This window comes from Pseudomonas sp. PDM31 (genome assembly GCF_019218965.1).
GTDB lineage: Bacteria > Pseudomonadota > Gammaproteobacteria > Pseudomonadales > Pseudomonadaceae > Aquipseudomonas.
This window is the reverse complement of the sequence record NZ_JAHUWS010000009.1, coordinates 68918-95661: the sequence shown is the minus strand read 5'-3', so window position 1 is coordinate 95661 and position 26744 is coordinate 68918. Positions and strand designations below refer to the sequence as shown.

The window sequence follows — 26744 nt, the reverse complement described above, 5'->3', positions numbered from 1 at the left end:
GGGTCGTCCCCGCGTTTGCGCAATATAGTGCCCAGCATTAATCCGGGGATCAAGTTTCCGGCTCAGTCGGTGGCCTGGCGGGCAGCCGTTTCCCGATCCTGTTTCTCACTCATGCGGCGGAACCAGGTCGAGAGCAGCGCTCCCGAAATGTTATGCCAGACGCTGAACAGCGCGCTCGGTACCGCCGCCAACGGCGAGAAGTGCGCGCTGGCCAGGGCTGCGCCCAGACCGGAATTCTGCATGCCCACTTCCAGCGCCAGGGATTTGCGTTGCGCCAGTGGCAATTTGAACAGGCGCCCGGTGAAGTAACCCAGCAGAAAGCCAAAGCTGTTGTGCAGCATGACCACAGCCATGATCAGCAAGCCGGACTCGGCTATCTTCGCCTGGCTGGCGGCTACTACGGCAGCGACGATAATCACGATGCTGACCACCGACACCAGCGGCAATACATCCACCGCATGGCGAACCTTGTCGCCAAGCAAGCGTTGCGCCACGACGCCGAGGACGATCGGCAGCAGCACGACTTGCAGGATCGACCAGAACAGCTCCATGAACGATACCGGCAACCATGCCGAGGCCAACAGCCAGATCAGTGCCGGAGTCAGCAGCGGAGCGAGGAGGGTGGTGACGGCGGCGATGGCCACCGACAACGCCAGGTCGCCGCGTGCCAGCCAGGTCATGACATTCGATGAAGTGCCGCTTGGGCAGCAGCCGACCAGAATCACGCCCACGGCAATCTCCGGCGGCAAATGGAACGCCTGGCAAAGCAGCCACGCCACGCCGGGCATGATCACGAAGTGCGCGACCACACCCAGGGCCACACGCCACGGATGGCGGGCGACCTCGGCGAAGTCTTCGAGTTTGAGCGTCAGGCCCATGCCGAACATCACCAATCCCAGCAGCGGCACGATGGCGCCTTTGAGGCCGATGAACCACGTTGGTTGCAGGAACGCCACGACCGCGAAAATCAGTACCCAGTAAGCGAAGGTGTTGCCGACAAAACGACTCAATGCAGCCAGTGCGCGCATGGCCTGATCCTTATTATTAAGTAGCATCACAAAGCATCGTGGGAGCGGGCTTGCTCGCGAAAGTGGTCTATCAGTCAGTGCGTATATTGACTGACACTCCGCTTTCGCGAGCAAGCCCGCTCCCACAGTTTGATGATCACAAGGCTTTAAATGCCCTGAGGTGTCTCTTCGCCGCCCAGCGCTTCAACCAGCGCCGGCAGGAAATCGCCGAAGGTCAGCATCATCAGGGTGAAGCTGGCATCGAGTTGGCCCAGGGCTTCGTCGCCGCCGTCCTGTTCCGCCTGATCCTGGAGCAAGTCTTCGAACTTCAGGCGCTTGACCACCATCTTGTCGTCGAGGACGAATGACAGTTTGTCCTGCCAGGCCAGGGACAGCTGGGTGACCACCTTGCCGGTGCTCAGGTGCAGCTGGATTTCTTCGCTGGTCAGGTCCTGGCGCTTGCAGCGCACGATGCCGCCGTCTTCGTGGGTATCGCGCAGTTCGCACTCGTCCAGCACAAAGAAATCGTCCGCGGCTTTCTGGGTGGTGACCCATTCGGTCATGGTGGCGGTCGGGGACATTTTCACGGTCAGCGGACGTACCGGCAGGGTGCCGATCACTTCGCGCAGGGTAGAAAGCAGGTCTTCGGCGCGTTTCGGGCTGGCCGAGTTGACCAGAATCAGGCCTTGCTTGGGAGCGATGGCGGCAAAGGTCGACGAGCGACGGATAAAGGCGCGGGGCAGGAAGGCCTGGATGATTTCATCCTTGATCTGGTCCCGTTCCTTCTTATAGACCTTGCGCATTTGCTCGGCCTCAATCTCTTCGACCTTTTCCTTTACAGCGTCGCGTACGACGCTGCCTGGCAAAATGCGTTCTTCCTTGCGCGCGGACACCAGCAGGAAATCACCGCTGACGTGCACCAGTGGCGCATCTTCGCCTTTGCCGAATGGCGCGACGAAACCGTAGGTGGTCAACTCCTGGCTTGCACATGGACGCGCCAGTTTGGTGGCCAGTGCAGTTTCCAACGCCTCGGCATCAACAGGCAGATCTTGGGTCAGGCGATAGATAAGCAGGTTTTTGAACCACATGGGACAGGTCTCTCCTTTATACAAAGGGGGGCATTATTGTCCTCCGTGTGCCATAGGCCAACCTTTCTCTAAGCCTTTGGAAGGCCTCAGAAAATTATTTTAAAAAGTGCTTGCCAGAGGTGGGGTCGCTCCGTAGAATGCGCGCCACACCGAAGCGAAGGGTGATTAGCTCAGCTGGGAGAGCGTCTGCCTTACAAGCAGAATGTCGGCGGTTCGATCCCGTCATCACCCACCATTCGTTTTCAGTGTTACGCGCAGCGGTAGTTCAGTCGGTTAGAATACCGGCCTGTCACGCCGGGGGTCGCGGGTTCGAGTCCCGTCCGCTGCGCCATATTCGGTAACCTGGAACACTGAACGCCAGGTCACCACGGAAAAGCCCGCTTAGGCGGGTTTTTTTCTGCCTCAAGTTTGTACCTTGTTCCAGCGGGTTGTGTCGTTTCACCGGTTTTCAGATTTATTTGAAAAAAACTTCAAATAAATCAACACATTAAGAAAACTTGTGGCATAATGCGTCCCGTAACGAAGCGAAGGGTGATTAGCTCAGCTGGGAGAGCGTCTGCCTTACAAGCAGAATGTCGGCGGTTCGATCCCGTCATCACCCACCATTCGTTTCAAGCGTTTCAAGCGTTTCGCGCAGCGGTAGTTCAGTCGGTTAGAATACCGGCCTGTCACGCCGGGGGTCGCGGGTTCGAGTCCCGTCCGCTGCGCCATATTCGGTAACCTGGAGCACTGAACGCCAGGTCACCAAACAGAAAGCCCGCTTATGCGGGCTTTTTGCCGTCCGGGATTTGGCAAAGCCCGAATCCAGCGGACTTTCGGCCGGTATATTCTGCGTCAAGTTGAGCGGCAAAGTGCGGCAATTGGCTATTACCCCATTTGTTTTGTGCGCCGAAATTTGCTTGTGTCGGAGCAAGATGAAGGAAGCTTCATCCCCGCGAACCTGAAATGCGTTTAAACACCTGAACTTATCGGAAATTTCCTGCTCTCATGCCGGTAGCCATTGGTCGTGGCGGCCTGATAAGCTCGCGGCTTTACTCGATTGCCCTTTAGGCGCATGAACAAGGAAATAGCATGAAACAGCATCGGTTGGCGGCGGCGGTAGCCCTGGTTAGCCTGGTACTCGCGGGTTGTGACTCGCAGACCAGTGTAGAGCTGAAAACTCCGGCGCAAAAAGCTTCCTACGGAATCGGTCTGAACATGGGCAAGAGCCTGGCTCAGGAAGGGATGGATGACCTGGATTCCAAAGCTGTAGCCCAGGGCATCGAAGATGCCGTCGGCAAGAAAGAACAGAAGCTCAAAGACGAAGAGTTGGTAGAAGCGTTCGCCGCACTGCAAAAGCGCGCCGAAGAGCGCATGGCCAAGATGAGCGAAGAGTCGGCCGCTGCTGGCAAGAAGTTCCTCGAGGAAAACGCCAAGAAAGCCGGTGTGACCACTACCGCTTCGGGCCTGCAGTATGAAGTCGTGACAAAAGCCGATGGCGCTCAGCCTAAGCCTACCGACGTAGTGACTGTTCACTACACCGGCAAGCTGACCAATGGCACCGTATTCGACAGTTCCGTCGAGCGCGGCAGCCCGATCGATCTGCCGGTCAGCGGTGTGATCCCGGGTTGGGTCGAAGGCCTGCAACTGATGCACGTTGGCGAGAAGTACAAGCTGTACATCCCTGCTGAACTGGCTTACGGCGCGCAAAGCCCGAGCCCGGCGATTCCGGCCAACTCGGTGCTGGTATTCGACCTGGAACTGCTGGCGATCAAGGATCCGGCAAAAGAAGACGCCGCTGCCAAGTAATCAGCGTCCGCTTCAATTACAACGCCTCGCTCAAGCGGGGCGTTGTTGCATCTGACCCGCGGTAACGGTAAACAAAGCGAACAGATGCTGCTGACTGGAGTCATACCCACTATGGACAGCTGCACTAGCCATCTGGGCCCGCCAAGTCAATGAAATTATGGGGTTTTTTTCGATGGGCAAAAAACGCCCGATCTGAGTCGAGCCCTTGTAGGACGTGGCTTTCAGCGGTGAAAACCAGCTCTGTTCACAAGGTTATCCACAATTTGTGTGGATAACCTTTCAACGGGAGGAATGATGAAAACACCCTGGAGTTTCGCTCGTTTTCTGCCATTGGCTGGCCGCCTTCTCGCGCGCGGGCGCTTGCCCACCCTGTTGTTCGCAGTCGCCAGCAAAGGTGCGAGCCAGGGCAATCGCCTGGGTAAGCTCAAGGATGACTTGCGCCTGTTTCAGGCGCTCTGCCTGGCCTGGTGGCGCGGTGAGTATCGAGCTATCAGCCCCAAGGCGCTGGTCTCGATCGTTGCAGGCCTGATGTACTTCCTCAGTCCGGTGGATGCGATCCCGGACTTCATACCAGGCTTGGGCATGCTCGATGACATTGCAGTGCTGGCCTGGCTGATGAAGGTTTTCGACGACGAACTGGCTGCCTTCCGGGCGTGGCGCAATCGGCAAGTACCGGAGAAGCTTGCGGTAGTCGAGCGCCTGCCGAAAAATCCAAAGCAATTGCACCTTGAAGGCCGGAAAAAAAACTGAGCCGATAACCTGTTGTTCACAGATTGATACACCCCCGCGACCTTGGCCGCTGTTAGGATTACACTTCTAAGGAAAAGTGCCGACTCGCTAAGTGTTGTTGTCCTACGGGGTAGTCATGGATATTCAGATAATTACACGCGAAGGCGAGCCCGAATATGCGGTTGTGCCATGGGCTCAGTATCAGGCTTTGCTGAACGCAGCGGGGATCAAGGAGCAGCCGCCAAAAGAAGCGGCAAAGGTTCAAGCCCAGGCATCCGACCAGGATCTTCCAGGTCTGGATCAACTGCGCAGCTTGCGTGAAGGGAAGGGCATCGCCATTGAGGCGCTGGCCCGCACGGTAGGTATCAGCCCGTCTTACCTGGCCATGATCGAAAGCGGTGAACGCCTGCCCGACGCTGCCATTCGCCGCAGCCTGGCCTGGGAATTGACGGTGCCGGGGTGGAGGGAGCAATCGTGAGCGTACGCATCAGTCGTCAACACTGGGACGGATTGCTGGGCGAGCTGGATCAGGCCCGCCGCCAGCGCCATCTTCTGACTTATCGGGCATTGCTTGAGCGTTTGCAGCTGCCGACACCGGCCATGCAAACCCTCACCGCCGCCCTGGAGCATCTGGCCGCGCTGGACGCCAAGGCCGAACAACCATTACGCAGCTCGCTGGTGATAAGCCAAGGCGCCAGCCGCCTGCCACGCACCGGTTTCTTTGAATGTGTCGAGCGCCTCGGGCGTTTTTCCGGGCCGTCGGACGGTGTCGCCGCGGCCTCCTGGCACGCCTCGGAGGTGGTGCGGGTGTTTGAATACGAATACCCGGAATCGGCAGAGGCCTGAGTGTTTCTTCAACTCAAGGCTCGAGCCGGCTACTGGCTCGCGCGCAGGCTGTTCCACTGGTCGTGGTTTGTCCGCCAGCCACGGGGGTGGCGCTGGCTGGAAGGCCAGTTCGCCCGCATGGCTAACCTGGGCAATGTCGGTGCCCAGAGCTTCTATGGGCACATCCTGGCCTTTCGCGGCGTCGGCCTGGGGGCTCGTGAAGAAGGTGTGCGTTTGTTGCGCCTGGCCGCGCTGGCGGGCGATGGCAAGGCTGCGTATCAGGTGGGCGTGATCAGTCTGGCGGGGACGGCAAGCAAGGAGCCGGATCCGGTTGAAGCGGCGCGGTACTGGGAGATTGCTGCCCGGGCCGGGCATCCACTGGCTCCGCTCAAATTGAAACAACTGGCCGCTCGCGACCCTCTGTAGGGGCGCGCCTGCTCGCGATGGTCGTCGACGATAACGCGTGTTTACTGGCTACACGTGGCGCCCTTGGGTCCATCGCGAGCATGCTCGCTCCTACAGGTATTGCGCAATTGCTTGGGGAAGCCAAAAAAAAGACCGGGAGCGCTCTTGGTTGAAGAGGTGCTCCCAGTCTCACGACAGAACCATCACTGTTTGCTGACGCTCTGCGAAGCGTCAGCCTTAATAAGTTGTACCTTAGTGCTTGGCCACCGCCGTGTTGAGTTTCAGGTAGTCCAGCAGAATCCGCCCGGTCTCGCTCAGGTAGGCATCATCCTCCGGCTTGGTTTTGTCCGGCTCGGCCGCGATGGCGTCTTCGTCTTCTTTCTTCAGCTCTTTGAGCGGTTCTTCGCCCTTGGCCTTGCGACGGATATTCTCCATGGCAAGCTGCTTGGCTTCGATGTCGGTGTGTTGCGCACGACGCTCGACTTCATTGAGGCTGACGGTTTTTTCGTTCATCAGCTTCTGCGCCAGGGCCAGCTTGTCGCGGATGAACACGAACTCGGCATCCGTGGCCGTACGCACGTCATGCTCGGACTTGAGCTGGGCGAGGAACGGTTTGAACGGATCGACCGCAGGCTTGATGGCTGCGCGGATGGTGTCCCACGGCATGGCTTCCGGCAGGGCACTTTCACCGATTTCCTTGGTGTCGATAATCGACGGGTAATCGATGTCCGGCAACACGCCCTGATGCTGGGTGCTCTGCCCGGAAACCCGGTAGAACTTGGCCAGGGTCAGTTTCAGTTCGCCATGGTTGAGCGGCTGAATGGTCTGCACGGTGCCTTTGCCGAAGGTCTGGCCGCCGATGATCAATGCGCGGTGGTAGTCCTGCATGGCGCCGGCAAAAATCTCCGAAGCCGAGGCGGACAGGCGGTTGACCAGCAACGCCATCGGGCCCTTGTAGAACGCGCCCGGGTTTTCATCTTCCAGCACATCGACCCGGCCATCGGCGTTACGCACAAGCACGGTCGGACCTTTGTCGATGAACAGGCTGGTCAGTTCGGTAGCCTCCTGCAAGGAGCCGCCACCGTTGTTGCGCAGGTCGATGACCACGCCGTCGACCTTGTCTTTCTGCAACTCGGTCAGCAGTTTCTTGACGTCGCGAGTGGTGCTCTTGTAGTCCGGATCGCCGGCACGGAAGGCCTTGAAGTCCAGATAGAACGCCGGGATCTCGATCACACCGAGCTTGTAGTCCTTGCCGTCCTGTTTCAGGTTCAGCACCGACTTCTTCACGGCCTGGTCTTCGAGCTTCACCGCTTCGCGGGTGATCGGTACGATCTTGCTGGTCTGGTCGTTAGGCGCATTGCTCGCCGGAATCACTTCCAGGCGCACCACCGTGCCTTTCGGACCACGGATCAGCTTGACCACTTCGTCCAGGCGCCAGCCCACCACGTCGACCATCTCTTTGTTGCCTTGGGCAACGCCGATGATCTTGTCGGCCGGAGCGACCTGCTTGGTCTTGTCCGCCGGGCCTGCCGGCACCAGGCGCACGACTTTCACCTGGTCGTTATCGCTCTGCAACACGGCGCCGATGCCCTCCAGGGACAGGCTCATGTTGATGTCGAAGTTCTCCGCGTTATCCGGCGACAGATAGTTGGTGTGCGGGTCGTAGGACATGGCGAAGGTGTTGATGTACGCCTGGAAGATGTCTTCGGCACGGGTCTGGTCCAGGCGCGCCAACTGGTTCTTGTAGCGCTTGGTCAGGGTTTCCTGGATCTGCTTGGAATCCTTGCCGGCAATTTTCTGGCGCAGCACTTCATCCTTGACGCGCTTGCGCCACAGGTCGTCGAGTTCTGCAGTGGATTTGAGCCAAGGGGCGTCCTTGCGATCGATCAGCAAGGTTTCCTTGGCGGAGAAGTCGATCTTGTCGACACCCTTGTTCAGCTCGGCAAGGGCAAAGTCCAGGCGCGCCTTGACGCGGTCCAGGTAGCGCTTGTAGATGGTGAACCCGGCGTTGAGGTCGCCGCTTTTGAGGAAGTCGTCGAACTGGGTCTTCCACTTGTCGAATTCGGCGATGTCGCTGGCCATGAAGTAGCTGCGCGACGGATCCAGCAGCTTGAGGTAGCTGTCGTAGATGATCACTGAGCGCGCATCGTCGAGCGGCGGCTTGCTGTAGTGGTGGCGCTTGAGCAACTCCACGACGTTCAGACTGGCGATCACTTCGTCACGATCAGGTTGAAGCTTGTCCCAGCTATTGGCTGCGAATGTATTGCTCGACATCGGCAGCAGGCCGATACCGATGAATAAGGCGAGGGCGGTGCTGGGGAACAAATGCTTCATGCTGATTCGACGCGGGGACAATTGATAACGCATATTAGGCCGTCTTTGAAGTCGCCGGTACCACGAGGGCCGGTCGCATAATGCAAAAAGCCCGGCGCTACAGCTTCGGGCTCAGTCCAGACTCACTATGGAGGCACTGTGAAAGCATTGCAAGGCGTTGACGGTCAAGTGGCGTGGGTAGATGAGCCGAGTCCTACATGCGATGTAGGGCAAGTTCGTATTCGAGTGGCGGCATCGGGCCTCAATCGCGCCGATTTGCTGCAGAAAGCTGGCCTTTACCCACCCCCGCCCGGCGTTAGCCAGGTGCTCGGTCTAGAGTGCTCAGGGGTGATCAGCGAAGTCGGGGCGGGCTCGTCCTGGCAAGTGGGCGACAGGGTTTGCGCCTTGCTGGCCGGGGGCGGGATGGCCCAGGAGGTGGTCGTCGACGGGCGGCACGTGCTGCCGGTTCCCGACGGGATGTCGCTTGTGGAAGCAGCTGCATTGCCGGAAGTGTACGCCACCGTCTGGCTGAATTTGTTTCAACTGGCTGCGCTCAAGCCGGGTGAGAAAGTTCTGCTGCACGCCGGTGCAAGTGGAATCGGTTCAGCCGCCATTCAGCTGTGCAAGGCATTTGGCAATCCGTGCTGGGTCAGTGTGGGTTCCGCCGAGCGTCTGGCCTATTGCGAGGCACTGGGGGCCCAGGGTGGCGTGGTGCGCAATGGCGACCTGGACAGCCTGAGCGACTTGGGGCCGTTCGACGTGATTCTCGACCCGGTGGGCGGCAATTACGCGCAACTGAACCTCAAGCTGCTGGCCCAGGATGGTCGCTGGGTGCTGATCGGCCTGATGGGTGGCCGCGAGGCTAAACTGGACCTGGCCCAGGTGCTGGCCAAGCGTGTGCAGTTGCTGGGTTCGACCCTGCGCAGTCGCGACGATCAGTTCAAGGCCGATTTGTTCAGTGAGCTTGGCCAGCACGTCTGGCCGTTATTCGCCGAAGGACGGTTGCGCCCGCAGTTGGCCAGGACTTTCGCGATCAAGGATGCCGAGGCAGCGTTTGCCGAGCTGGCCAGCAATACCGTGGCGGGGAAGGTGGTACTGGTGATTGATGAAAGCCTGAGCTGAAAACCCGGGGTCTGTGGGTGCGAGCTCTGTGGTGAGGGGGCTGGAGCGAGGGGGGCTGGAGTGAGGGGGGCTGGAGCGAGGGGGTTGGAGCGAGGGGGGGGGAGCGAGGGGGCTTGCCTGTGGCGAGGGGGCTTGCCCCCGTTGGAGCGCGAAGCGCTCCCCGGCATTCTTTCAGAAAAACCGCATAAGCAGGTTTTGCGACTGCTTCGCAGCCGAACGGGGGCAAGCCCCCTCGCCACAGGAAGCCCCTAATCACAGGAGGCCCTTTAACCACAGGAAGCCCCTATTCACAGGAAGCCCTTTAACCACAGAAAGCCCCTAATCACAGGAAGCCCTTTAACCACAGGAAGCCCCTAATCACAGGAAGCCCTTTAACCACAGGAAGCCCCTAATCACAGGAAGCCCTTTAACCACAGGAAGCCCCTAATCACAGGAAGCCCTTTAACCACAGAAAGCCCCTAATCACAGGAAGCCCTTTAACCACAGGAAGCCCCTGATCACAGGAAGCCCTTTAACCACAGAAAGCCCCTAATCACAGGAGGCCCCTTAACCACAGGAAGCCCCATAATCACAGGCAAGCCCCTTCACCACAGGCAAGCCCCCACAAAGGATTCGGGTTACTTCCAGAGGTGGATCGGCCAGCCGGCTTTTTCGGCGTGTTCCAGCAACACCGGGTCCGGATTGACCACGTGCGGGAAATCCACCTTCATCAGCAACGGCAAGTCATTGCGCGAATCAGAATAGAAACTCGCACCTTCGAGGTTTTCCTCTTGCGCATCCAGCCACTCCAGCAAGCGGGTGATCTTGCCTTCGCGGTAGGTCAGGGTGCCGACGGTGTGGCCGTTGTAAACCCCGTGCTCGACTCCCAGCTCGATGGCCAGTATCTCGTCGATGCCCAGGCGCTCGGCAATCGGCCCGACCAGGTGCGTGCCCGACGCCGAGATCACCAGGATCCGGTCGCCGGCCTTGCGGTGGGCGGCGATGGTCTTGGTCGCATCACTGAAAATGATCGGCTCGATGTAGTCCTCCACCCAGGGCCCGACCAGATGTTCGACCTCCTGTGGCGTGCGACCGATCATCGGCTCCAGGCTGAAGTCCATGTACTCTTCCATGCGCAACTTGCCGTGGCTGTAAGCGTCCATCAGCTCGTTGTTCTTGCGCATGAACGACTCGGGATCGACCCATCCCAGCCGGCCCATCTGCTCGCTCCAGAGGGTGGCGCAGTCGCCGTGGATCAGGGTTTCATCCAGATCAAAAATTGCCAGGGCCATCAGTGCGGTTCTCTCTTCAACATCAGCAAAGTCATCAGGCTACCTCACACAGGGCCGTCGGATCGATCGAAAGCGCCAGGCGCTGACCATCGGGGTGCAGGTCGGACGCCGAGCGGTTCAGCACGTCCACCACCAGCTCAACACCCCGGGCCTCGATCCGGTAGCGGATCACGTTGCCCAGCAGCGTATGGCTACGCACTTGCGCATCAAGTTCGCCGTTCAGACTGAGTTCGATGGCCTCCGGGCGAATGGCAATGCGATGGCTGATCGGGCGCTGCAACAGCTTCGAAGCGCTCTCGGCTTCCAGCAGGTTGTAATTGCCGATGAAACCGGCGGCAAAAACATCGACCGGTGCGGTGTAGAGGGTTTCGGCGTCGCCGCTTTGTACGATCTTTCCCTGATTCATCAGGAAAATCCGGTCAGACATGGTCAGGGCTTCTTCCTGATCGTGTGTGACGAAGATCGTGGTCAAGCCCAACTCGCGCTGGATCTGCCGGATCTGTTCGCGCAGGTGCTTGCGAATCCGTGCGTCCAGGGCCGACAGGGGTTCATCCAGCAACAACAGGCGTGGCCGGGTGACGAGGGAGCGGGCAAGTGCCACACGCTGGCATTGGCCGCCGGACAGTTGATGCGGGTAACGCGCGGCGAAATCCTGCAGCTCCACCAGCTTCAGCACTTCGGCGACGCGCTTGTGGCTGTCGTCGGCGTTGACCTTTTGCATGCGCAAGCCGAAGGCGACGTTCTGTTCCACCGTCATGTTGGGGAACAGCGCATAACTCTGGAACACCATGCCGATTCCACGCTTCTGCGGACTCAATGGCACGATATCCACACCATCGAGCAGGATCTTGCCGCCATCCACCGAGGTCAGGCCGGCAATGCAGCGCAGCAGGGTCGATTTGCCGCAACCGGACGGGCCGAGCAGGGTGACGAATTCACCCTTGTTTATTTCGCAGTTGATGTCGCTGAACACCGTGGTGCCGGCGTAATTCTTTTGCAGATGTTGGACGCTGACATAGCTCATTCGCTTTTGTCCTTGTTCAAGATATTGGCCGCCCAGGTCAGAACCAGCACGAAGAAGAAGTAGGAAATCACCAGCGCACTGGTGAAGTGGCCGCTGCTGTTACGCATGTTGTTGAGGTAGACCTGCAGGGTTTCGTAGCGGGTGCCGACGAGGATGTTGGCGAAGACGAATTCACCGAACAGGAACGAGAACGACAGCAGCAGGGCCACCAGCAGGCCCTTGCGCAGGTTCGGCAACACCACCAGGAACGCGGCTTGCCAGGTGCTGGCGCCGAGCAATTGGGCTGCGTCCATCAGGTCGCGCAGGTTGATCGCTTGCAGGTTATTGGTGATCGCCCGGTACATGAATGGCAACGCCACGGTGAAGTAGCAACCGATCAGGATCCACGGCGTGCCGACCATGGCGAACGGTCCCGAACCATAGAGCTGCAACAGCCCCACCGACGACACCACCGGCGGCACGGCGAAGGGCAGCAGGATCAGGATGTTCATCAGCGCATCGAGCTTGGGGAAGTGGTAGTGCACCACGAATAACAGCGGCAGGATCAGCACCACCGACAGGATCAGCGAACCGACGCAGACCAGCAGCGATTGCCCGAAAGCATGCAGAAAACGCGGGTCGCTCCACAGCTGGATGTACCACTTGAGGGTGAATCCGCTGGGCAGAATGGTTGCCGACCAACTGCTGGCGATCGAGTACACCAGCGTGCCGAGCAACGGCAGCAGCAATATGGCAAACAGCAGGTACACCACAACCCGGTGATAGACACCGGCGGGCCCCAGTTCAGCGCGAGACATGGTAACTCCTCTTCAACAGCAACTGATGCACGATGGTCACCAGGGTCATCAATGCCACCAGCACCACGGCCAAGGCACTGGCCAGGTTAGGGTCCAGGGAAATGTCCCCCGACACCATCGCTGCGATTCGGATCGGCAGTACGTTGAAATTGCCGGTGGTCAGCGCATACACCGTGGCGTAGGCGCCGAGTGCGTTGGCCAGCAGGATCACGAAGGTCCCGAGCAGCGCCGGGGTCAGCACCGGCAAACCGATGTGCCGCCAGTATTGCCAGCCGCTTGCGCCGAGCAGCGCGGCGGACTCGCGCCAGTCTTCGCGCAAGGCGTCGAAGGCGGGGTAGAGCAGCAGCACGCCGAGGGGGATCTGGAAGTAGGTGTAGAGAATGATCAGCCCGGTCTTCGAGTACAGGTTGAAATCCTGAATGATCCCGGCCTGTTTGAGCATGATGGTGAAGCTGCCGTTGAAGCCGAGCAGGATGATGAACGCGAAGGCCAGGGGCACGCCGGCGAAGTTGCTGGTCATGTTGGCGAAGGCGTTGACGAAATTGCGCAGCTTCGAGTCGACCTGGCGCAGAGAATAGGCACCGAGCACCGCGATCAGGATGCCGAATACGCTGGACCAGAAACTGATCTCAAGGCTGTACTGGATCGCCTGCAGGTAGAACTTCGAACTGAAGATTTTTTTGAAGTTGGCCAGGCCCCAGCCGAACTCTTCCGATTGCAGGCTGTTGATCATGACCCAGGTCAGCGGGGCGATTTCGAAGACAATGAAGAACAGCGCAAATGGCACCAGGCACAAGGCCGCGAGCCATTTGCCGCGAGTCATGGAATTCACTTCAGAAGCTCCCGGCACACGGGTTTGTCGTGAGGCACGCCCAGCAGTTCGCAGACCGTGCCGCAGATGTCAGTTTGTGCGGGCGCGGCGCCCGAATCGAAGCTGAATGCGTCGCCGAGGACGAACAGCGGCACTTCGCGTTCCTCCTTGAGCAGCCCGTTGTGGGAGCGGTCGTTGTTCATGCCGTGGTCGGCGGTCACCAGCACCTGATAACCGGCGTCGAGCCAGCCTTGCAGGTAGTCGGCCAGGATGATGTCGGCCGTGCGCGCGCTGTTGCGGTATTGCGGGGTGTCGAGGCCATGCTTGTGCCCGGCATCGTCGATGTTCATCGGGTGGATCAGCAGAAAGTCCGGTGCGTGGCGCAGGCGCAGGTTTTCGGCGTCGGCGAACAGGTGCGAATCCGGGTAATGATCGCTCCAGTAGAAATGGCCGTGCTGGATCGGCAATTGCGGGTTGTCGGTGTGACGATCCCGGGCGGGTACGAATGGCGATTGGTTGTACAGCTCGCTGACCCAGTGGTAGGCCGCCGCCGCAGTCTTCAACCCGGCATCCGTGGCGTAATGGTAAATGCTGCGCTGGTCGGACAGGCGCGAGACGTTGTTGTGGACGATGCCGCTGTCGATCGGTGGGACACCGGTGAGGATGCATTCGTAAAGAGGGCGGGACAGGGCCGGCAACGCACACTCCAGCTTGTAGAGTGCCGCGCGTCCTGCGCCGACGTAAGCCTGCAGGTGCCCCATGGTGTGGCGGGCGACCTCGTAGTTGAGGCCGTCGAGCACGACCAGGATGACGTTGTGTTTCATAGGGCGGAACTCCGCGAGCAGATATTTCAAATACGCAGCCACTCCCCTGTGGGAGCGGGCTTGCTCGCGAAGGTGTGTGTCAGTCAACACAAGTGTTGAATCTCAGTCCGCCTTCGCGAGCAAGCCCGCTCCCACATTGGTTCTCCATAGGATCACCAAGGTGGGGGTCTACCGGGTTATTGCATATTGATAATGACTTCTTCCTGCCACTTCTGAGGCAGTGCCTTGGAGGTCTTTTCCCACGCGTCCGCGTCCTTGATCGGCGTCACGTTTTTGTACTGCTCGTTTGGCAGCAGCTTGGACTTCACCTCGTCCGGCAGTTTGATGTGCTCGGCACGGATTGGACGGGCGTTGCCTTTGGCCAGGTTGATCTGGCCGGCGTCGCTGAAGATGTATTCGCGGGTCAGCTTGGCGGCGTTCGGGTTTTTCGCGTACTTGTTGATGATGGTGGTGTAACCGGAAATCACCGAGCCGTCAGACGGGATCAGCACCACGTAGTCATCCGGGTTGGCCATCTTGGCCTTGTAGCTCAAACCGTTGAAGTCCCAGACCACGCCGACTTCGATTTCACCTTTTTCCATGGTGGCAATCGTCGGGTTGGCCATCGACAGGCGGCCTTGCTTGGCAATGTCGGCGAACAACAGCAGGGCAGGCTGCAGGTTTTTCTCGTCGCCACCGTTGGCCAGTGCCGCTGCCAGTACACCATTGGCAGCTTGGGCGGCAGTGCTCACGTCGCCGATGGAGACCTTGTATTTGCCGGTCTTGAGGTCGGCCCATTTGGTCGGTGCTTCGGAGCCATGCAGCAGCTTCTTGTTGATGATGAACGCGATGGAACCGGTGTAGGCCAGTGCCCAGTTGCCGTCCTTGTCCTTGGCCCACTCCGGTACCTGATCCCAGGTCGAAGGTTTGTAAGGCTGGACCACCCCTTGCTTGACCGCGATCGGGCCGAACGCGGCGCCGACGTCGCCGATGTCGGCGCTGGCGTTGTCTTTTTCCGCGGCGAACTTGGCGATCTCCTGGGCGGAGCTCATGTCGGTGTCGATGTGCTTGAGGCCGTATTTGTCGCTCAGGTCTTTCCAGGTACCGGCCCAGTTGGCCCAGTCATTGGGCATGCCGACGCTGTTGACGGCGCCTTCCGCTTTCGCAGCGGCTTCCAGGGTTTTCAGATCATCGGCCGCCATGGCTGCGGTGCACATTGCAATGGTCGAGCCTAACAGTGATGCCAGGAGAAACTGTTTCATTCCAAAGCTCCTTGGTTCGTGATCAACGCTGCGATTGCGGTTATGTTGGTCTAGGTCAGCAATACCCGAGCCAATTTAAGGATGCTGGATGACACTTTGATGTCGCTCGTCGCCCTGCAAGGCTTTTCGCTGCTCGATATTACTGGGGGCCTGCTAAGCGTAGACCATGGCCAAAGCCCCGCCGGCAGCTGACTTGGCCGACGTATTGCACGGTCGAACGCGACCGCTGGGCGGCTTTGTCATCTATCGGTCATCTGGAGTGCCTACGCTGACACACCACTGAAAAGGAGCCCGTTTACCGTGCGCTTCTGCCCCGAAACAGAGCTGGTCTAGTCCAGATAGGTAACCTTGATGCGCGATGAGGCAACCAAGGCGGTGACAGCCATTGGCCAGGTTCTCCAGGAACAGCTCGACCACGGACTGCTGGCCCCGGGCAGCAAGTTGCCGGCCGAGCGCAAGCTCAGTGAGTTGTTCGGCACTACGCGCATCACTGTGCGTGAGGCGTTGTTGCAGTTGGAGTCTCAAGGCCAGATTTATCGCGAGGAACGCCGGGGCTGGTTCGTATCGCCACCGCGCCTGGCTTACAACCTGATGCAGCGCAGTCATTTTCACGCGATGGTCAGCGCCCAAGGGCGGGAGCCTTCCACCGAAATGATTTCGGCGCGCTTGCAGCCGGCATCGGCGGCGGTCTGTGCCTGGCTGCAATTGCCGGCACTGTCGAGGGTGATCCAGATTTGCCGTGCGCGGCGGATCGACAGGCGGCTTGTGCTGTACGTGGAGCACTATCTGAATCCGCAATACTTTCCGGGGATTCTCGAGTTCGACTTGAATCAGTCGATCACCGAGTTATATGCGCGGCATTACGATTTGCACTATGGCCGGGTGCGTTTCGAGATAGTGCCGACGGCATTGTCGATGGATGCGGCGGCGGCGTTACGGGTGTCGGTCGGAAGTCCGGGGTTGCGGATTGCGCGAGTCAATTATGATCAGCATGAGCGGTTGATCGATTGTGATCTGGAGTTTTGGCGGCATGATGCGATTCATGTTGGGGTTGATGTAGTGTAAGTTAGGTTTTACCAGTCTCCGAGTGGCTGTTTATATATTTGTTTTTTGAAATAATCAGTAAGTACTTTCAGGTATTTTGTTGAGTTAAGTTTGTTTAGGCTGACTGCAAGTCAATGGTTGGCTTTTAATAACTTTATTCGCGGGTATTTTTATGTCTGATTATGCAGAACAATCTCAGCCGGATTTCAAAGGCGTTTTTAAATCGTTCGGCCATTCGGTTGCAGTGATTAACAAGAGCAGGGTTGGCGCTCTGCGTCGAAATGCTGAGCCGACTGTTTTTCATTTCCGAAACTTTATAAATCAATTTGTGATTACGGTGGGTAACAGTGATCGTGAAGAATTTGTCGGAATAAATCGCGAAGGGTATCTTTGCATTAGTACTGAAGTGACGCTGTTCACTCTCGTTGATCTCGATGGGCGGCCGCTATCGAGGGATCAATCTGCAGGTGAAAAAGTTGTGCACTTGGTCGCTGCCGGTAATTCGCCGGTCATATTGTATGATGGTGCTGACGGATTTGATGATCTTGATAATATTTATAACTTCCTGATCGCCGGGCGAAAGCTCAGAGAACAATCAGAAGAGAAGGGCGTGTTTTATATTGTTCCAACGGGAGAGGGAACGTGGGAGGATCACCCGGCTGACGAGCCATATACAGCCAAACCAACTCCCCTTGTGTTATCTATCCTCTAATTTGGTGTTTTCCTGATCGTAGTGCGGTTGATCGGGAACCAGCGGTTAGTGAAGAAAGCAGCGCGAATATTCGCGCTGCTTTTCGTTTGAAGTTACTTATTCATCTGGTTATCTGTTGCCACCATTTGAATGCTCATCCTCGGCGTCGCCAGATCCAGTCCGGCCTCATCCAGATGGCGTTTGAGCGACAGGTTGAACGCACGAGACACTTCCCACTGCTTGATCGGCGCGGTCTTGAACCGGGCGCGCAGGATCGCGTTGCCGGCCTCGAAACTTTCCACCCCCTGAATTTCCAGTGGCGACCAGATATTGCGGCGTTGCAGGGGATCGGTGCGCATTTTCTGGCCGACGTCGCGCATCAGTTTGATCGCGTTGTCGATGTCCATATTGGCCGGCACCGCCACCCGGAAGATCGCGTAGCCGAATTCACGGGAGTAGTTCTTGATGCTTTTGATCTCGCTGAACGGGATGGTGTGGACGATGCCGTCGATGTCCCGCAGGCGCACGGTGCGGATGGTCAGGCCTTCGACGGTGCCGAGGTGGCCGCCGACGTCGACATAATCGTCGATGGCCAGGGAATCTTCGATGATGATGAACAGCCCGGTGATCAGGTCGGCCACCAGCGACTGCGCGCCAAAACCGATGGCCAGGCCGATGACGCCGGCACCGGCCAGCAGCGGCGTGACGTTCATGCCCATGTTCGCCAGGGCGACGATCAGCGCAATGATGAAAATCGCCACGAACAGAACGTTGCGGATCAGCGGCATCATGGTCTGTGCGCGGGCGTTGGCCAGGCCTTTGCGCGAGCGGGTGAGGGCAATGTGCACCGCTGTGTCGCTGAGGATCCAGATCAGCCAGGCAAACAGCAGCGTGCCGGCAAGGCTGAGCAGCTTGACGCTGACCTCATGGCCATCGCCCTCAGTGAAGCGGATCAGCGACAGCCCCCAGACCCGCAGGCCCAGTTCGATGAAGGCCAGCCATACCAGCAGATGGGCGATGGTGTAGAAGAAGTTTTTCAAGCGCTCCGAATACAAGGCATGGCGCTTGACCCCGCGTTGTGGCTTGAGGGCGTGGCGGCGGACCAGTCCATTGATGACCATGCACAGCACTAGCAGCACCGTGCAGATCAATGACTGGCGCAGTGCGGTGCTGGTATCGCCGGCCGAGATGAAGGTGGCGAACAGCGAAACGGCTACCAGCACAAGGGCAGGCACGTACCAGTAGGTGCCGAGGATCTCGATGGTGTCGCTCAATGCCCGGCGGGTCAGGCGCCGGGACAGTGGCTGATTGCGGATCAGGTGGGCAATCGGGCGGCGGAAACGCAAGATGAACAGCCCCGTGGACAAGGCTGCCAGGACGTTGGCGGCGGTTGCAGCGGTGTGGGCCAGATGAACGCCGAGGCTGTTGACCAGTCGCGGATCGTTCAGGGCCTCGCCGAATGCGGCGAAGCTACCGATCAGCCACAACGGGCGAAAGGCCTGATGGCGCAGGATGTACAGCGCGCGATGGCGGTGCGGGCCGTCGAGCAGGGAGAAGGCGATCACGCAGATGGCCGAGAAGCAGGTGCCGACGACCAGCGCATAGGCCAACACCATCGCCAGGCTCTTGCCCAGGGATGAGGGCAAGGCGTAGCTCATGTAGACCGTGATGACCAGGGCAACCAGCCATGGCCCGAGTTTACGCAAGGCGAAGCGCAGCATGTCCACTGCCCTGGGGTGCTGCGGCAGTTCTTCGGTCAGGCCGAAGCGCATGCGCACTCGATGGCTGATCCAGATCAGCGCCGCGGCCAGCAGGCTCCAGACCATCAGGATCATGGCGAAGGCAAAGATCATCGGCAGCCATTCATTGGCTGGCAATGCCAGCGCGGCCAACTCTTGTGCGGCCAGGTCAAACTCGTTGGACCAGCGGGTGAGTGGGCTGTCAGCGCCGGAAAACTTCTGTTCCAGATTGGTCAGGGTTCCGCCAATCAGGCTCAGCACGCCCTCTTCGGCAGGCGGTTGGGCTTTGTTGGTGACGTCGCGCAGCTGCTTCAGGTCCGCCAGCAGTTTGCTGCGTTGCTGGTCGTTCTCCAGCGACTTGATTACTTCATCCAGGGATTGTCCCAGGGGTTCTTGCGCTTCGGGCTGGGTCTTGGCCTGGCCGCCGAGCAGGCCCGGCAGGCCGACCGCCTGTGCAGATGCCAGCGGCACCAGCGTCATGAGGCAGACAAGGAATAAGTACGGTAGGGCGAACAGACGAACGAACACTAGGCGGTCAACCTCGCAGGGAGCGGATCGACCGAGTGTACGAGCCCGCCAAAATCAATGCGAGCCAGGGCGAGGTTTTATTCGTTGAGTTTGGCGAGGATCTTGATCACCACGGTGGCAAGAATCGTCAGCATGCCGATCCACATGGCGAACACACCGGCGTTCTTGTCACGAAAATTGAAGCCGACGGCCAGCATGAGCATCCCGGCAAGAATGGGGTACAGCATGGCCTGAAAGTTTTGCATCGAAATCATGGATGACAGCCTTGTCGCAAAGGGATGTTTTAATTGTAGGAGCTATCGCAGGCTGCGATCTTTTGATCTTTTTTTCCGTGATCAGGATCAAAATCAGATCAAAAGATCGCAACCTGCGGCAGTTCCTACAGGGGGTTACGGCAGTTCGTGGCAGGCGTAGAACGCGCTCAGCACTTTGACCAGGTGCGCCAGGTCATGACTGCCGCACAGTTCGCGGATCGAGTGCATGGCGAAGGTCGGCAGGCCGATATCCACGGTGCGCACGCCCAGATGGCTGGCGGTGATCGGGCCGATGGTCGAGCCACAACCCATGTCGCTGCGCACCACGAAGCTTTGTACTGGCACTTCTTCAGCCATGCACAGATGACGGAAGAACCCGGCGGTTTCGCTGTTGGTTGCGTAACGCTGGTTGCTGTTGACCTTGATCACCGGCCCGGCGTTGAGTTTCGGGCCGTGGTTGGCGTCGTGCTTGTCGGCGTAGTTGGGATGTACGCCGTGGGCGTTGTCCGCCGAGACCAGCAGGGATTTCTGAATGGTGCGTACGAATTCATCACCTTCGGGCAACAGGCGGCGCAAGGTTTGTTCGAGCATGGGGCCATCGGCACCGCAGGCCGAGCACGAGCCGACCTCTTCGTGGTCGTTGCACACCAGCACGCAGGTCTCGTCGGTATCGGCGCTCAGCAGCGCTTGCAGGCCGGCGTAGCACGACAGCAGGTTGTCCAGGCGCGCGCCAGCAATGAAGTCGCCATGCAGGCCGATGACCGCGGCGCTCTGGGTGTCGTAGAAGCTCAACTCGTAATCGAGGACTACGTCGGCGTTCAGGCCATGTTCCAGAGCGAGTTGGTTGGTGAGCACCGCGCGGAAGTCTACGCGCTCGTCGCCGGCGAATTGCGCCAGGATCGGCGGCAGCTCGGTCTGGGCGTTGATCGCCCAGCCCATGTTGGCTTCGCGATTGAGGTGAATGGCCAGGTTCGGAATGATCGCAATCGGGGCCTTGAAGTCGATGAGCTGGCTCTCGACCTTGCCATCGCGGCGGAACGTCACGCGGCCGGCCAGGGAGAGGTCACGGTCGAACCAGGGGGCCAGCAGTGCGCCGCCATACACTTCGACGCCCAGCTGCCAGAAACCCTGGCGTTGCAGTTCCGGCTGCGGCTTGACCCGCAGGCACGGGCTGTCGGTGTGGGCGCCCACCAGTCGGATACCGCCGTGCAGTGGCGAGTGCCGGCCCATTTTGATTGCGACAATCGAGGAGTCGTTACGGGTGACGTAGTAGCGGCCGTTGGCTTCGGTATTCCACGGTTCGCGTTCGTCGAGGCGTTGATAGCCCGCCGCTTCCAGACGCTGGACCAGGCTGGCGGTGGCATGGAATGGGGTAGGGGAGGCCTTGAGGAAGTCGATCAGGCCTTGGTTCAACTCTTCGCGCATAAGTAGCTCCAGACAGCAATGGCGCCAGTTTAACGTATTGGCCATTGAATTGGCGCTGGAGTGCGGGGTGGCGTGGCGCCAGGATTGAATCTTGAGAACATCCTGTAGGAGCGAGCACGCTCGCGATGGACGTGAACGATAACGCGGGCTGTCTGATTCCCCGCGGTGTTCAGATGTCCATCGCGAGGATGCTCGCTCCTACAGGGTAATGCTGTTCACTTAAGACGGATCTTCCGGCAAGTACAAAATCTGTGGCGAGGGGGCTTGTCGGACCGCCGCACCGCCCCGTTCGGCTGCGAAGCAGTCGTAAAACTATTGCACGTGGTGTAACTGATACGCCTCGGTGGCAGGTTTTGGGGCCGCTTCGCGACCCAACGGGGGCAAGCCCCCTCGCCACAAAGTGTGCTACCCGCTTAAGTGAACAGCATTACGCTCCTACAGGGGGTTTTGCATTTGCTTTAGAAGGGTGCCGCGCACTCGAAGCGCAAGCGCTCGCCGCTTTGCGGATGGGTAAAACTGAGCATGCTCGCGTGCAGGCACAGGCGCGGCCAGGCCGCCAGTGCCTGCTCATGGGCATAGAGCCCGTCACCCAACAGCGGATGGCCGATGGACAGCATGTGCACGCGCAACTGATGGGAGCGGCCGGTTATCGGCGTCAGTTCAACGCGACACCAGTCGCCGCAACGTTCCAGCACACGCCAGAAGGTCAGGGCGTTTTTGCCGAATTCGTGGTCGACCACATGGCGCGGCTTGGTTGGCGGATCGTAGCGCAATGGCAGATCGATGCTACCGCTGTCGAGCTCAGGTTGACCCCAACACAAGGCGGTGTAGGCCTTTTCGGTTTCGCGGTCATGAAATTGCCGAGACAACTCACGATGTGTGTCCGGATCGCGGGCGAGCAGGATGATGCCGGAAGTTTCCCAGTCCAGGCGATGGACGATTCGCGCTTCGGGGTAGCCGTTTTCCTGCAGGCGGGTAATCAGGCAATCCTTGTTGTCATCGGCCCGGCCAGGGACGGAGAGCAGCAAGGTTGGTTTGTTCACCACCAGGACGGCGGCGTCCTGATGGATGATGTGGACGTTGGACAACGGCATTAAAACAGCCTCGTAACAAACGCCAACGGCGGCTCGATGACTTGACTCCTTGATTGTAGGAGCTGGCTTGCCAGCGATGGCATTGACGCGTTGTATCAGATACAACGCGCTGTCTGCATCGCCAGCAAGCCGGCTCCTACGAAAAAGGTGCGCTCAAGTCATCGAGCCGCCGTGGCTCCAGCCGGATCGACTAGCGATCTGGCAGGGTGATATTGAGTTCCAGAATCGAGCAACTGCCCTGGCTTTCCAGTGCGACGTGCACGTCATCGGACCCGATATTGACGTACTTGCGGATCACCTCCACCAGTTCCTTCTGCAAGGCCGGCAGGTAGTCCGGGGTGCTGCGTTGGCCGCGTTCGTGCGCCACGATGATCTGTAGACGCTCTTTCGCTACCGACGCGGTGCTTTGCTTTTTGTTGGCACGAAAGAAGTCAAAAAGGTTCATTGCTTAGTTGCCTCCAAACAGGCGCTCGAAGAATCCCTTCTTCTGTACATCGAGGAATCGATGATCCACGGTCTTGCCCAGCAGGCGGTCAACGGTATCGCTGTAGGCCTGGCCGGCATCGCTCTGGTCGTCGAGAATCACCGGAACACCCTGGTTGGATGCCTTGAGCACCGCCTGGGATTCAGGGATCACGCCGAGCAGGGCCACCGAGAGGATTTCCTTGACGTCTTCTACGCCGAGCATTTCGCCTTTGCTCACACGTTCCGGGTGGTAACGGGTAATCAGCAGGTGTTCCTTGATCGGGTCTTCGCCGCGTTCAGCGCGACGGGACTTGCTGGCCAGCAGGCCGAGCATGCGATCGGAGTCACGTACCGAGGACACTTCAGGGTTGGTCACGACGATCGCTTCGTCAGCGAAGTACATGGCCAGGTGGGCGCCTTTCTCGATGCCCGCCGGCGAGTCGCAGACCACGAACTCGAAGTCTTCCTTGAGTTGCATCAGGACCTTTTCCACGCCTTCGACGGTCAGCGCGTCTTTGTCGCGGGTCTGGCTGGCAGCCAGGACGTAGAGGTTTTCCAGGCGCTTGTCTTTGATCAGGGCCTGTTGCAGGTTCGCTTCGCCGTTGACCACGTTGACGAAGTCGTAAACCACGCGGCGCTCGCACCCCATGATCAGGTCAAGGTTACGCAAACCGACGTCGAAGTCGACGATGACTGTTTTGTGGCCACGCAGAGCGAGACCGGTACCGATAGCGGCGCTGGTGGTGGTCTTACCCACACCACCCTTGCCGGATGTAACCACGAGAATCTTGGCCAAGGTGTTTCACCCCTAAGGAAAAGGACTTTTTAGCCCCTGAAAAACATCTCTTGAAAACTACTGCAGTTGGACAGCCTTGGCTGGAATTTGGCCGCAGACGGCGTTTACCCCCGGTAAACACTGCTTGTAGCCTTTTTCCTACTTCGTTTGAGCCGTTTTCGCTACGTTTTAGAGATGATTGGAAAATGCGGCAGTATCCGTTAAAGACGAATGATGTTCAACACATCGCCCGACAGGCTGACCTGCACGCCCGAACCCCACAGGGGATCACGTCGCAGATCTTCGGAAACCTTGTAATGACCGGCAATGGAAATCAGCTCAGCGCTCATTTGCTGACAGAAAATTCTGGCCTTGGTGTCTCCCTTGACGCCAGCCAGTACACGACCACGCATAGGACCGTATACATGGATGTTGCCATCGGCGAGAAGTTCCGCCCCGGGGCTGACCGAGGAAATCACTACCAGATCGCTGCCCTGGGCGTAGATCTGCTGGCCACCGCGCACGGGCGAGGTGATGATTTTGGTCGGCTTGATGGTCGGCTCGGGCGGTTTTTCCGGTTTTTTCTTCGGTTGGCCTTCGCTCAGGTCCATCGTGCGCTCCCTGGCACCTGATGGTGGCAGCACCGGCAGGTCGACCGCGATGGCGGCCGCGATGTCTTCAATGCGGCTGGCACGGATCGCCAGGGTGCGCAGGCCGTGTTGGCGGCACACGCGCATCATCGCGGGCAGGTCGACAGCCCCTTCGCTGGCCGGGAGCTTGTCCAAGGCCAGTACCAGCGGCGCGTTGCTGAAGAAGTTGGGCGCCTGGGCAACCTTGGCAGCCAGTTGCCGATCAAGGCTTTCGAGGTCGTTACGGGCCAGTTCCAGCACCGTAATGGCCAGCATGCTGCCCTTCAACTGGAACACGGGATCTTGGTCTAGCGGTTCGGTTTGGCTCATGGTCGGCATACAACGACTTGTCACTAAAAGTGCCGAGACTTATAACGAGAACGCCCGCAGGCCGCAAGCCGGGTCGAACGATGTAGAATGCGCGGCCACTGTCATTGCGGAAGCTTTAATGGATCGCCCGAGTTTTCAAAAATCTTTTCTTTCTCCACGTTTCTGGCCGCTGTGGTGTGGCCTGGGGCTGTTGTGGCTGATCGTCCAGTTGCCGTATCCGGCATTGCTGTGGATCGGTCGCGTGCTGGGCGCATTGATGTATCGGGTGGCCGGCGACAGACGGCGCATCGCCAAGCGCAATCTGGAGCTGTGTTTCCCTGAAAAGAGTACGGCCGAGCGCAAGCGCCTGCTCAAGGAGAACTTCGCCTCCACCGGCATCGCCTTCTTCGAGATGGCGATGAGCTGGTGGTGGTCGCGCAAGCGCCTGGCGAGCCTGGCCCACATCGAAGGGCTGGAGCATCTGCAGCAGGCACAGCGCGAGGGCAAGGGTGTAATTCTGATGGCGCTGCATTTCACCACACTGGAGATCGGTGCTGCATTGCTCGGCCAACAGCACACCATCGACGGCATGTACCGTGAGCACAAGAACCCGCTGTTCGACTACATCCAGCGTCAGGGCCGCGAGCGGCACAACCTCGACTCGCTGGCCGTGGAGCGTGAGGACGTGCGCGGCATGCTCAAGCTGCTGCGTTCGGGCAGGGCGATCTGGTACGCACCGGATCAGGACTACGGCGCCAAGCAAAGTCTCTTCGTGCCGTTTTTCGGCATTCAGGCCGCGACGGTCACCGCCACCAGCAAGTTTGCCCGGTTGGGCAAGGCGCTGGTGGTGCCGTTCACCCAGGAACGCCTGGCGGATGGCAGCGGCTACCGTCTGGTGATTCATGCGCCACTCGAAGGCTTCCCCGGCGAAACCGAAGAGGCCGACTGCATCCGCATCAATCAATGGATCGAAGGCGTTTTGCGTGAGCGTCCCGAGCAATACCTGTGGGCCCATCGCCGTTTCAAGAGTCGTCCGCCGGGCGAGCCCAAGCTGTACGCAAAACGCCGTTGAATCACGATCCCCTGTAGGAGCGAGCATGCTCGCGATGGTCGTCAACGATGACGCGGCAAACCTGACACCCCGTGGCGCTCTCAGGTTCATCGCGAGCAAGCTCGTTCCTACAGGGGGAATAGGTCGAAACAACGAAATCCCATCAAGCACCAAGGAGCGTCGTGCATGAGTCCAGGCGAACCGGTTACAGGTTTGATTCTTTCCGGTGGCGGGGCTCGGGCGGCTTACCAGGTCGGAGTTCTGGCGGCGATAGCCGAGTTGTTGCCGCAGGGCGCGAATAATCCGTTTCCGGTGATCGTCGGCACCTCGGCCGGGGCGATCAACGCGGTCAGCCTCGCCAGTGGGGCGATGGATTTTCGTGGTGCCATCGAGCGCCTCACCGCCTTCTGGCAGGGCTTTCGCAGCAATCAGGTGTTGCGCAGCGACTGGCCAGGGGTGATCGGCCAGGCCAGCCGTTTTATCAGCCACAGCCTGCTCGGTCTGGGTGCAAAAGTCCCGGTGGCCTTGCTCAACAGCTCACCGCTGCGGGATTTGCTCAACGACAAATTGCACCTGAACGGCATTGCCGACGCCATCGCGCAACAACAGTTGCAGGCCGTGGCGGTCACGGCGTTTGGCTATGAGTCGGGTCAGGCCGTCACCTTCTATCAGGGCGGTGGCACCATCAACCCGTGGTTGCGTCATCGGCGCATTGGCGTGCCTGTCCGCTTGTCCGTTGAACACTTGCTGGCCAGTTCAGCCATTCCATTGCTGTTCGCTCCGGTGAAAATCGGTGAAGAATATTTCGGCGACGGTGCGGTGCGCCAATCGGCACCGATCAGCCCGGCCCTCCACCTGGGCGCCAACCGGGTGCTGGTGGTGGGCGTCAGCGGCAATCCACGCGGCGTCGACCCGCTACAGCCCCGGCAAGGGGCCTACAGCGGCCAGCAGCCAACGTTGGCGCAGATCGGTGGGCACATGCTCAACAGTACATTCATCGACAGCCTGGAAAGCGACATTGAATTGTTGCAACGCCTGAACCAGTTCAGTCACCTGCTGCCCAGCGGCACACCGGCTCGAGCACTGGGGGTGGCGCCGGTGGAGGTGCTGGTGATTTCGCCCAGTCAGCCGATCGACGAGATTGCTGCGCGCCATCGTCAGGAATTGCCGGCGGCGTTGCGCCTGTTTTTGCGCGGGCCGGGTGCGACCAAGACCAGCGGGGCAGGGGTGCTGAGTTATTTGTTGTTCGAGGCGGGGTATTGCAGCGAGTTGATCGAACTGGGACGGCGTGACGCGTTGGCCAAGAAGGCTGAGTTGTGCCGGTTTCTGGGGTTGGCGCAGCCGGTGGTTTCGGCCTGAGATCGCTAGTGCGGCGTGCTCTCACATGGACACGCGGTCAATTGCAGGAGCGAGCCTGCTCGCGATGGTCGTTAACGATGACGCTGGGGGCCTGACACCCCCGTGGCGCTCTCTGGTCCATCGCTAGCAGGCAAGC

At 59.3% G+C, this 26744-nt stretch carries 26 protein-coding genes, 4 tRNA genes and 1 pseudogene; 15 read left to right on the top strand and 16 right to left on the bottom strand.

The genetic code is table 11. The annotated features are described in order from the left end of the window. Positions 1-62: 62 nt before the first annotated feature. Entirely contained in the window at positions 63-1028 is a 966-nt protein-coding gene (locus tag KW839_RS18470; RefSeq protein ID WP_060541518.1) for a bile acid:sodium symporter family protein, read from the bottom strand. A 146-nt stretch (positions 1029-1174) separates the two neighbouring features. Then, positions 1175-2095 (bottom strand): recombination-associated protein RdgC, encoded by a 921-nt coding sequence (rdgC, locus tag KW839_RS18465; RefSeq protein WP_007969735.1) that lies wholly within the window; start codon positions 2093-2095, stop codon positions 1175-1177. Between the two features lie 159 nt (positions 2096-2254). Between rdgC and KW839_RS18460 the strand changes: the two genes are divergently transcribed. The 9 genes from KW839_RS18460 (at position 2255) to KW839_RS18420 (ending at position 5863) form a co-directional block, all read left to right on the top strand. Next, positions 2255-2330: transfer RNA gene (locus KW839_RS18460), tRNA-Val, on the top strand. A 19-nt stretch (positions 2331-2349) separates the two neighbouring features. Then, positions 2350-2426: transfer RNA gene (locus KW839_RS18455), tRNA-Asp, on the top strand. 198 nt (positions 2427-2624) lie between these two features. Next, positions 2625-2700: transfer RNA gene (locus KW839_RS18450), tRNA-Val, on the top strand. A 28-nt stretch (positions 2701-2728) separates the two neighbouring features. Further along, positions 2729-2805: transfer RNA gene (locus tag KW839_RS18445), tRNA-Asp, on the top strand. 361 nt (positions 2806-3166) lie between these two features. Beyond that, positions 3167-3883, top strand: a complete 717-nt coding sequence (locus tag KW839_RS18440) for an FKBP-type peptidyl-prolyl cis-trans isomerase (RefSeq protein WP_218425126.1) — start codon at positions 3167-3169, stop codon at positions 3881-3883. A gap of 294 nt (positions 3884-4177) precedes the next feature. Further along, the gene (locus KW839_RS18435) at positions 4178-4633 is read left to right on the top strand and encodes a YkvA family protein (protein WP_060541520.1); all 456 of its coding nucleotides are present in this window, start codon (positions 4178-4180) and stop codon (positions 4631-4633) included. 115 nt (positions 4634-4748) lie between these two features. Next, on the top strand, positions 4749-5090 hold the full coding sequence (locus KW839_RS18430; protein WP_060541595.1) for a helix-turn-helix transcriptional regulator: 342 nt from the start codon (positions 4749-4751) through the stop codon (positions 5088-5090). Next, positions 5087-5458 carry a hypothetical protein gene (locus tag KW839_RS18425; RefSeq protein ID WP_003223109.1) on the top strand — a complete coding sequence of 124 codons (372 nt, stop codon included), beginning with the start codon at positions 5087-5089 and terminating at the stop codon, positions 5456-5458. Before KW839_RS18430 ends, KW839_RS18425 begins: the two co-directional genes overlap by 4 nt. Further along, positions 5459-5863, top strand: a complete 405-nt coding sequence (locus KW839_RS18420) for a sel1 repeat family protein (RefSeq protein ID WP_218425125.1) — start codon at positions 5459-5461, stop codon at positions 5861-5863. Between the two features lie 231 nt (positions 5864-6094). Here KW839_RS18420 and KW839_RS18415 read toward each other — a convergent pair whose 3' ends face one another. Next, positions 6095-8176, bottom strand: coding sequence for a carboxy terminal-processing peptidase (locus KW839_RS18415; RefSeq protein WP_162237391.1), 2082 nt, complete (start codon positions 8174-8176; stop codon positions 6095-6097). A gap of 138 nt (positions 8177-8314) precedes the next feature. Between KW839_RS18415 and KW839_RS18410 the strand changes: the two genes are divergently transcribed. Next, complete coding sequence (locus KW839_RS18410) at positions 8315-9277, top strand: zinc-binding dehydrogenase (RefSeq protein WP_218425124.1); 963 nt, start codon at positions 8315-8317, stop codon at positions 9275-9277. A gap of 617 nt (positions 9278-9894) precedes the next feature. Here the strand turns inward: KW839_RS18410 and KW839_RS18405 are convergent. The 6 genes from KW839_RS18405 to KW839_RS18380 form a co-directional block, all read right to left on the bottom strand. After that, on the bottom strand, positions 9895-10548 hold the full coding sequence (locus tag KW839_RS18405; RefSeq protein WP_060541524.1) for an HAD family phosphatase: 654 nt from the start codon (positions 10546-10548) through the stop codon (positions 9895-9897). A 34-nt stretch (positions 10549-10582) separates the two neighbouring features. Next, entirely contained in the window at positions 10583-11572 is a 990-nt protein-coding gene (locus KW839_RS18400; RefSeq protein WP_060541525.1) for an ABC transporter ATP-binding protein, read from the bottom strand. Continuing rightward, the gene (locus tag KW839_RS18395; protein WP_060541526.1) at positions 11569-12369 is read right to left on the bottom strand and encodes an ABC transporter permease; all 801 of its coding nucleotides are present in this window, start codon (positions 12367-12369) and stop codon (positions 11569-11571) included. Before KW839_RS18395 ends, KW839_RS18400 begins: the two co-directional genes overlap by 4 nt. Further along, positions 12356-13192 carry an ABC transporter permease subunit gene (locus KW839_RS18390; protein WP_162237395.1) on the bottom strand — a complete coding sequence of 279 codons (837 nt, stop codon included), beginning with the start codon at positions 13190-13192 and terminating at the stop codon, positions 12356-12358. The genes KW839_RS18395 and KW839_RS18390 overlap by 14 nt, the downstream gene beginning before the upstream one ends. A 5-nt stretch (positions 13193-13197) precedes the next feature. Next, positions 13198-14004: an alkaline phosphatase family protein gene (locus tag KW839_RS18385; protein WP_218425123.1), complete on the bottom strand. Its 807-nt coding sequence runs from the start codon at positions 14002-14004 to the stop codon at positions 13198-13200. Positions 14005-14180: 176 nt separating this feature from the next. Next, positions 14181-15245 (bottom strand): ABC transporter substrate-binding protein, encoded by a 1065-nt coding sequence (locus KW839_RS18380; protein WP_060541529.1) that lies wholly within the window; start codon positions 15243-15245, stop codon positions 14181-14183. 351 nt (positions 15246-15596) lie between these two features. Here KW839_RS18380 and KW839_RS18375 point away from each other — a divergent pair, with 351 nt between their 5' ends. Together KW839_RS18375 and KW839_RS18370 are read left to right on the top strand one after the other, a co-directional pair. After that, positions 15597-16310, top strand: coding sequence for a UTRA domain-containing protein (locus KW839_RS18375; protein ID WP_218425122.1), 714 nt, complete (start codon positions 15597-15599; stop codon positions 16308-16310). A 151-nt stretch (positions 16311-16461) separates the two neighbouring features. Continuing rightward, on the top strand, positions 16462-17001 hold the full coding sequence (locus KW839_RS18370; protein ID WP_218425121.1) for a hypothetical protein: 540 nt from the start codon (positions 16462-16464) through the stop codon (positions 16999-17001). Positions 17002-17093: 92 nt separating this feature from the next. Here the strand turns inward: KW839_RS18370 and KW839_RS18365 are convergent, their stop codons facing one another. From KW839_RS18365 to minC, 7 genes are all read right to left on the bottom strand, one after another. Further along, a complete protein-coding gene (locus KW839_RS18365; protein ID WP_218425120.1) occupies positions 17094-19247 on the bottom strand; it encodes a mechanosensitive ion channel family protein in 2154 nt (717 codons plus the stop codon). Between the two features lie 77 nt (positions 19248-19324). Next, positions 19325-19501, bottom strand: a complete 177-nt coding sequence (locus KW839_RS18360; protein ID WP_177336965.1) for a hypothetical protein — start codon at positions 19499-19501, stop codon at positions 19325-19327. 135 nt (positions 19502-19636) lie between these two features. Continuing rightward, complete coding sequence (locus KW839_RS18355) at positions 19637-20926, bottom strand: M18 family aminopeptidase (RefSeq protein ID WP_060541533.1); 1290 nt, start codon at positions 20924-20926, stop codon at positions 19637-19639. Positions 20927-21384: 458 nt separating this feature from the next. After that, positions 21385-22020 carry an RluA family pseudouridine synthase gene (locus tag KW839_RS18350; protein WP_218425119.1) on the bottom strand — a complete coding sequence of 212 codons (636 nt, stop codon included), beginning with the start codon at positions 22018-22020 and terminating at the stop codon, positions 21385-21387. Between the two features lie 190 nt (positions 22021-22210). Next, positions 22211-22465, bottom strand: a complete 255-nt coding sequence (minE, locus tag KW839_RS18345; protein ID WP_007974947.1) for a cell division topological specificity factor MinE — start codon at positions 22463-22465, stop codon at positions 22211-22213. A 3-nt stretch (positions 22466-22468) separates the two neighbouring features. Next, the gene (minD, locus tag KW839_RS18340; protein WP_060541535.1) at positions 22469-23281 is read right to left on the bottom strand and encodes a septum site-determining protein MinD; all 813 of its coding nucleotides are present in this window, start codon (positions 23279-23281) and stop codon (positions 22469-22471) included. Between the two features lie 200 nt (positions 23282-23481). Then, positions 23482-24219, bottom strand: coding sequence for a septum site-determining protein MinC (gene minC, locus KW839_RS18335; protein ID WP_218425118.1), 738 nt, complete (start codon positions 24217-24219; stop codon positions 23482-23484). A gap of 118 nt (positions 24220-24337) precedes the next feature. Between minC and KW839_RS18330 the strand changes: the two genes are divergently transcribed. From KW839_RS18330 to KW839_RS18325, 3 genes and pseudogenes are all read left to right on the top strand, one after another. Next, on the top strand, positions 24338-25270 hold the full coding sequence (locus KW839_RS18330; protein ID WP_060541536.1) for a lipid A biosynthesis lauroyl acyltransferase: 933 nt from the start codon (positions 24338-24340) through the stop codon (positions 25268-25270). Positions 25271-25295: 25 nt separating this feature from the next. Further along, positions 25296-25382, top strand: a pseudogene (locus KW839_RS28160) (outer membrane lipoprotein carrier protein LolA); the annotation flags it as partial. Positions 25383-25435: 53 nt separating this feature from the next. Then, positions 25436-26608, top strand: a complete 1173-nt coding sequence (locus KW839_RS18325) for a patatin-like phospholipase family protein (protein ID WP_060541537.1) — start codon at positions 25436-25438, stop codon at positions 26606-26608. The last annotated feature ends 136 nt before the right edge of the window (positions 26609-26744 follow it).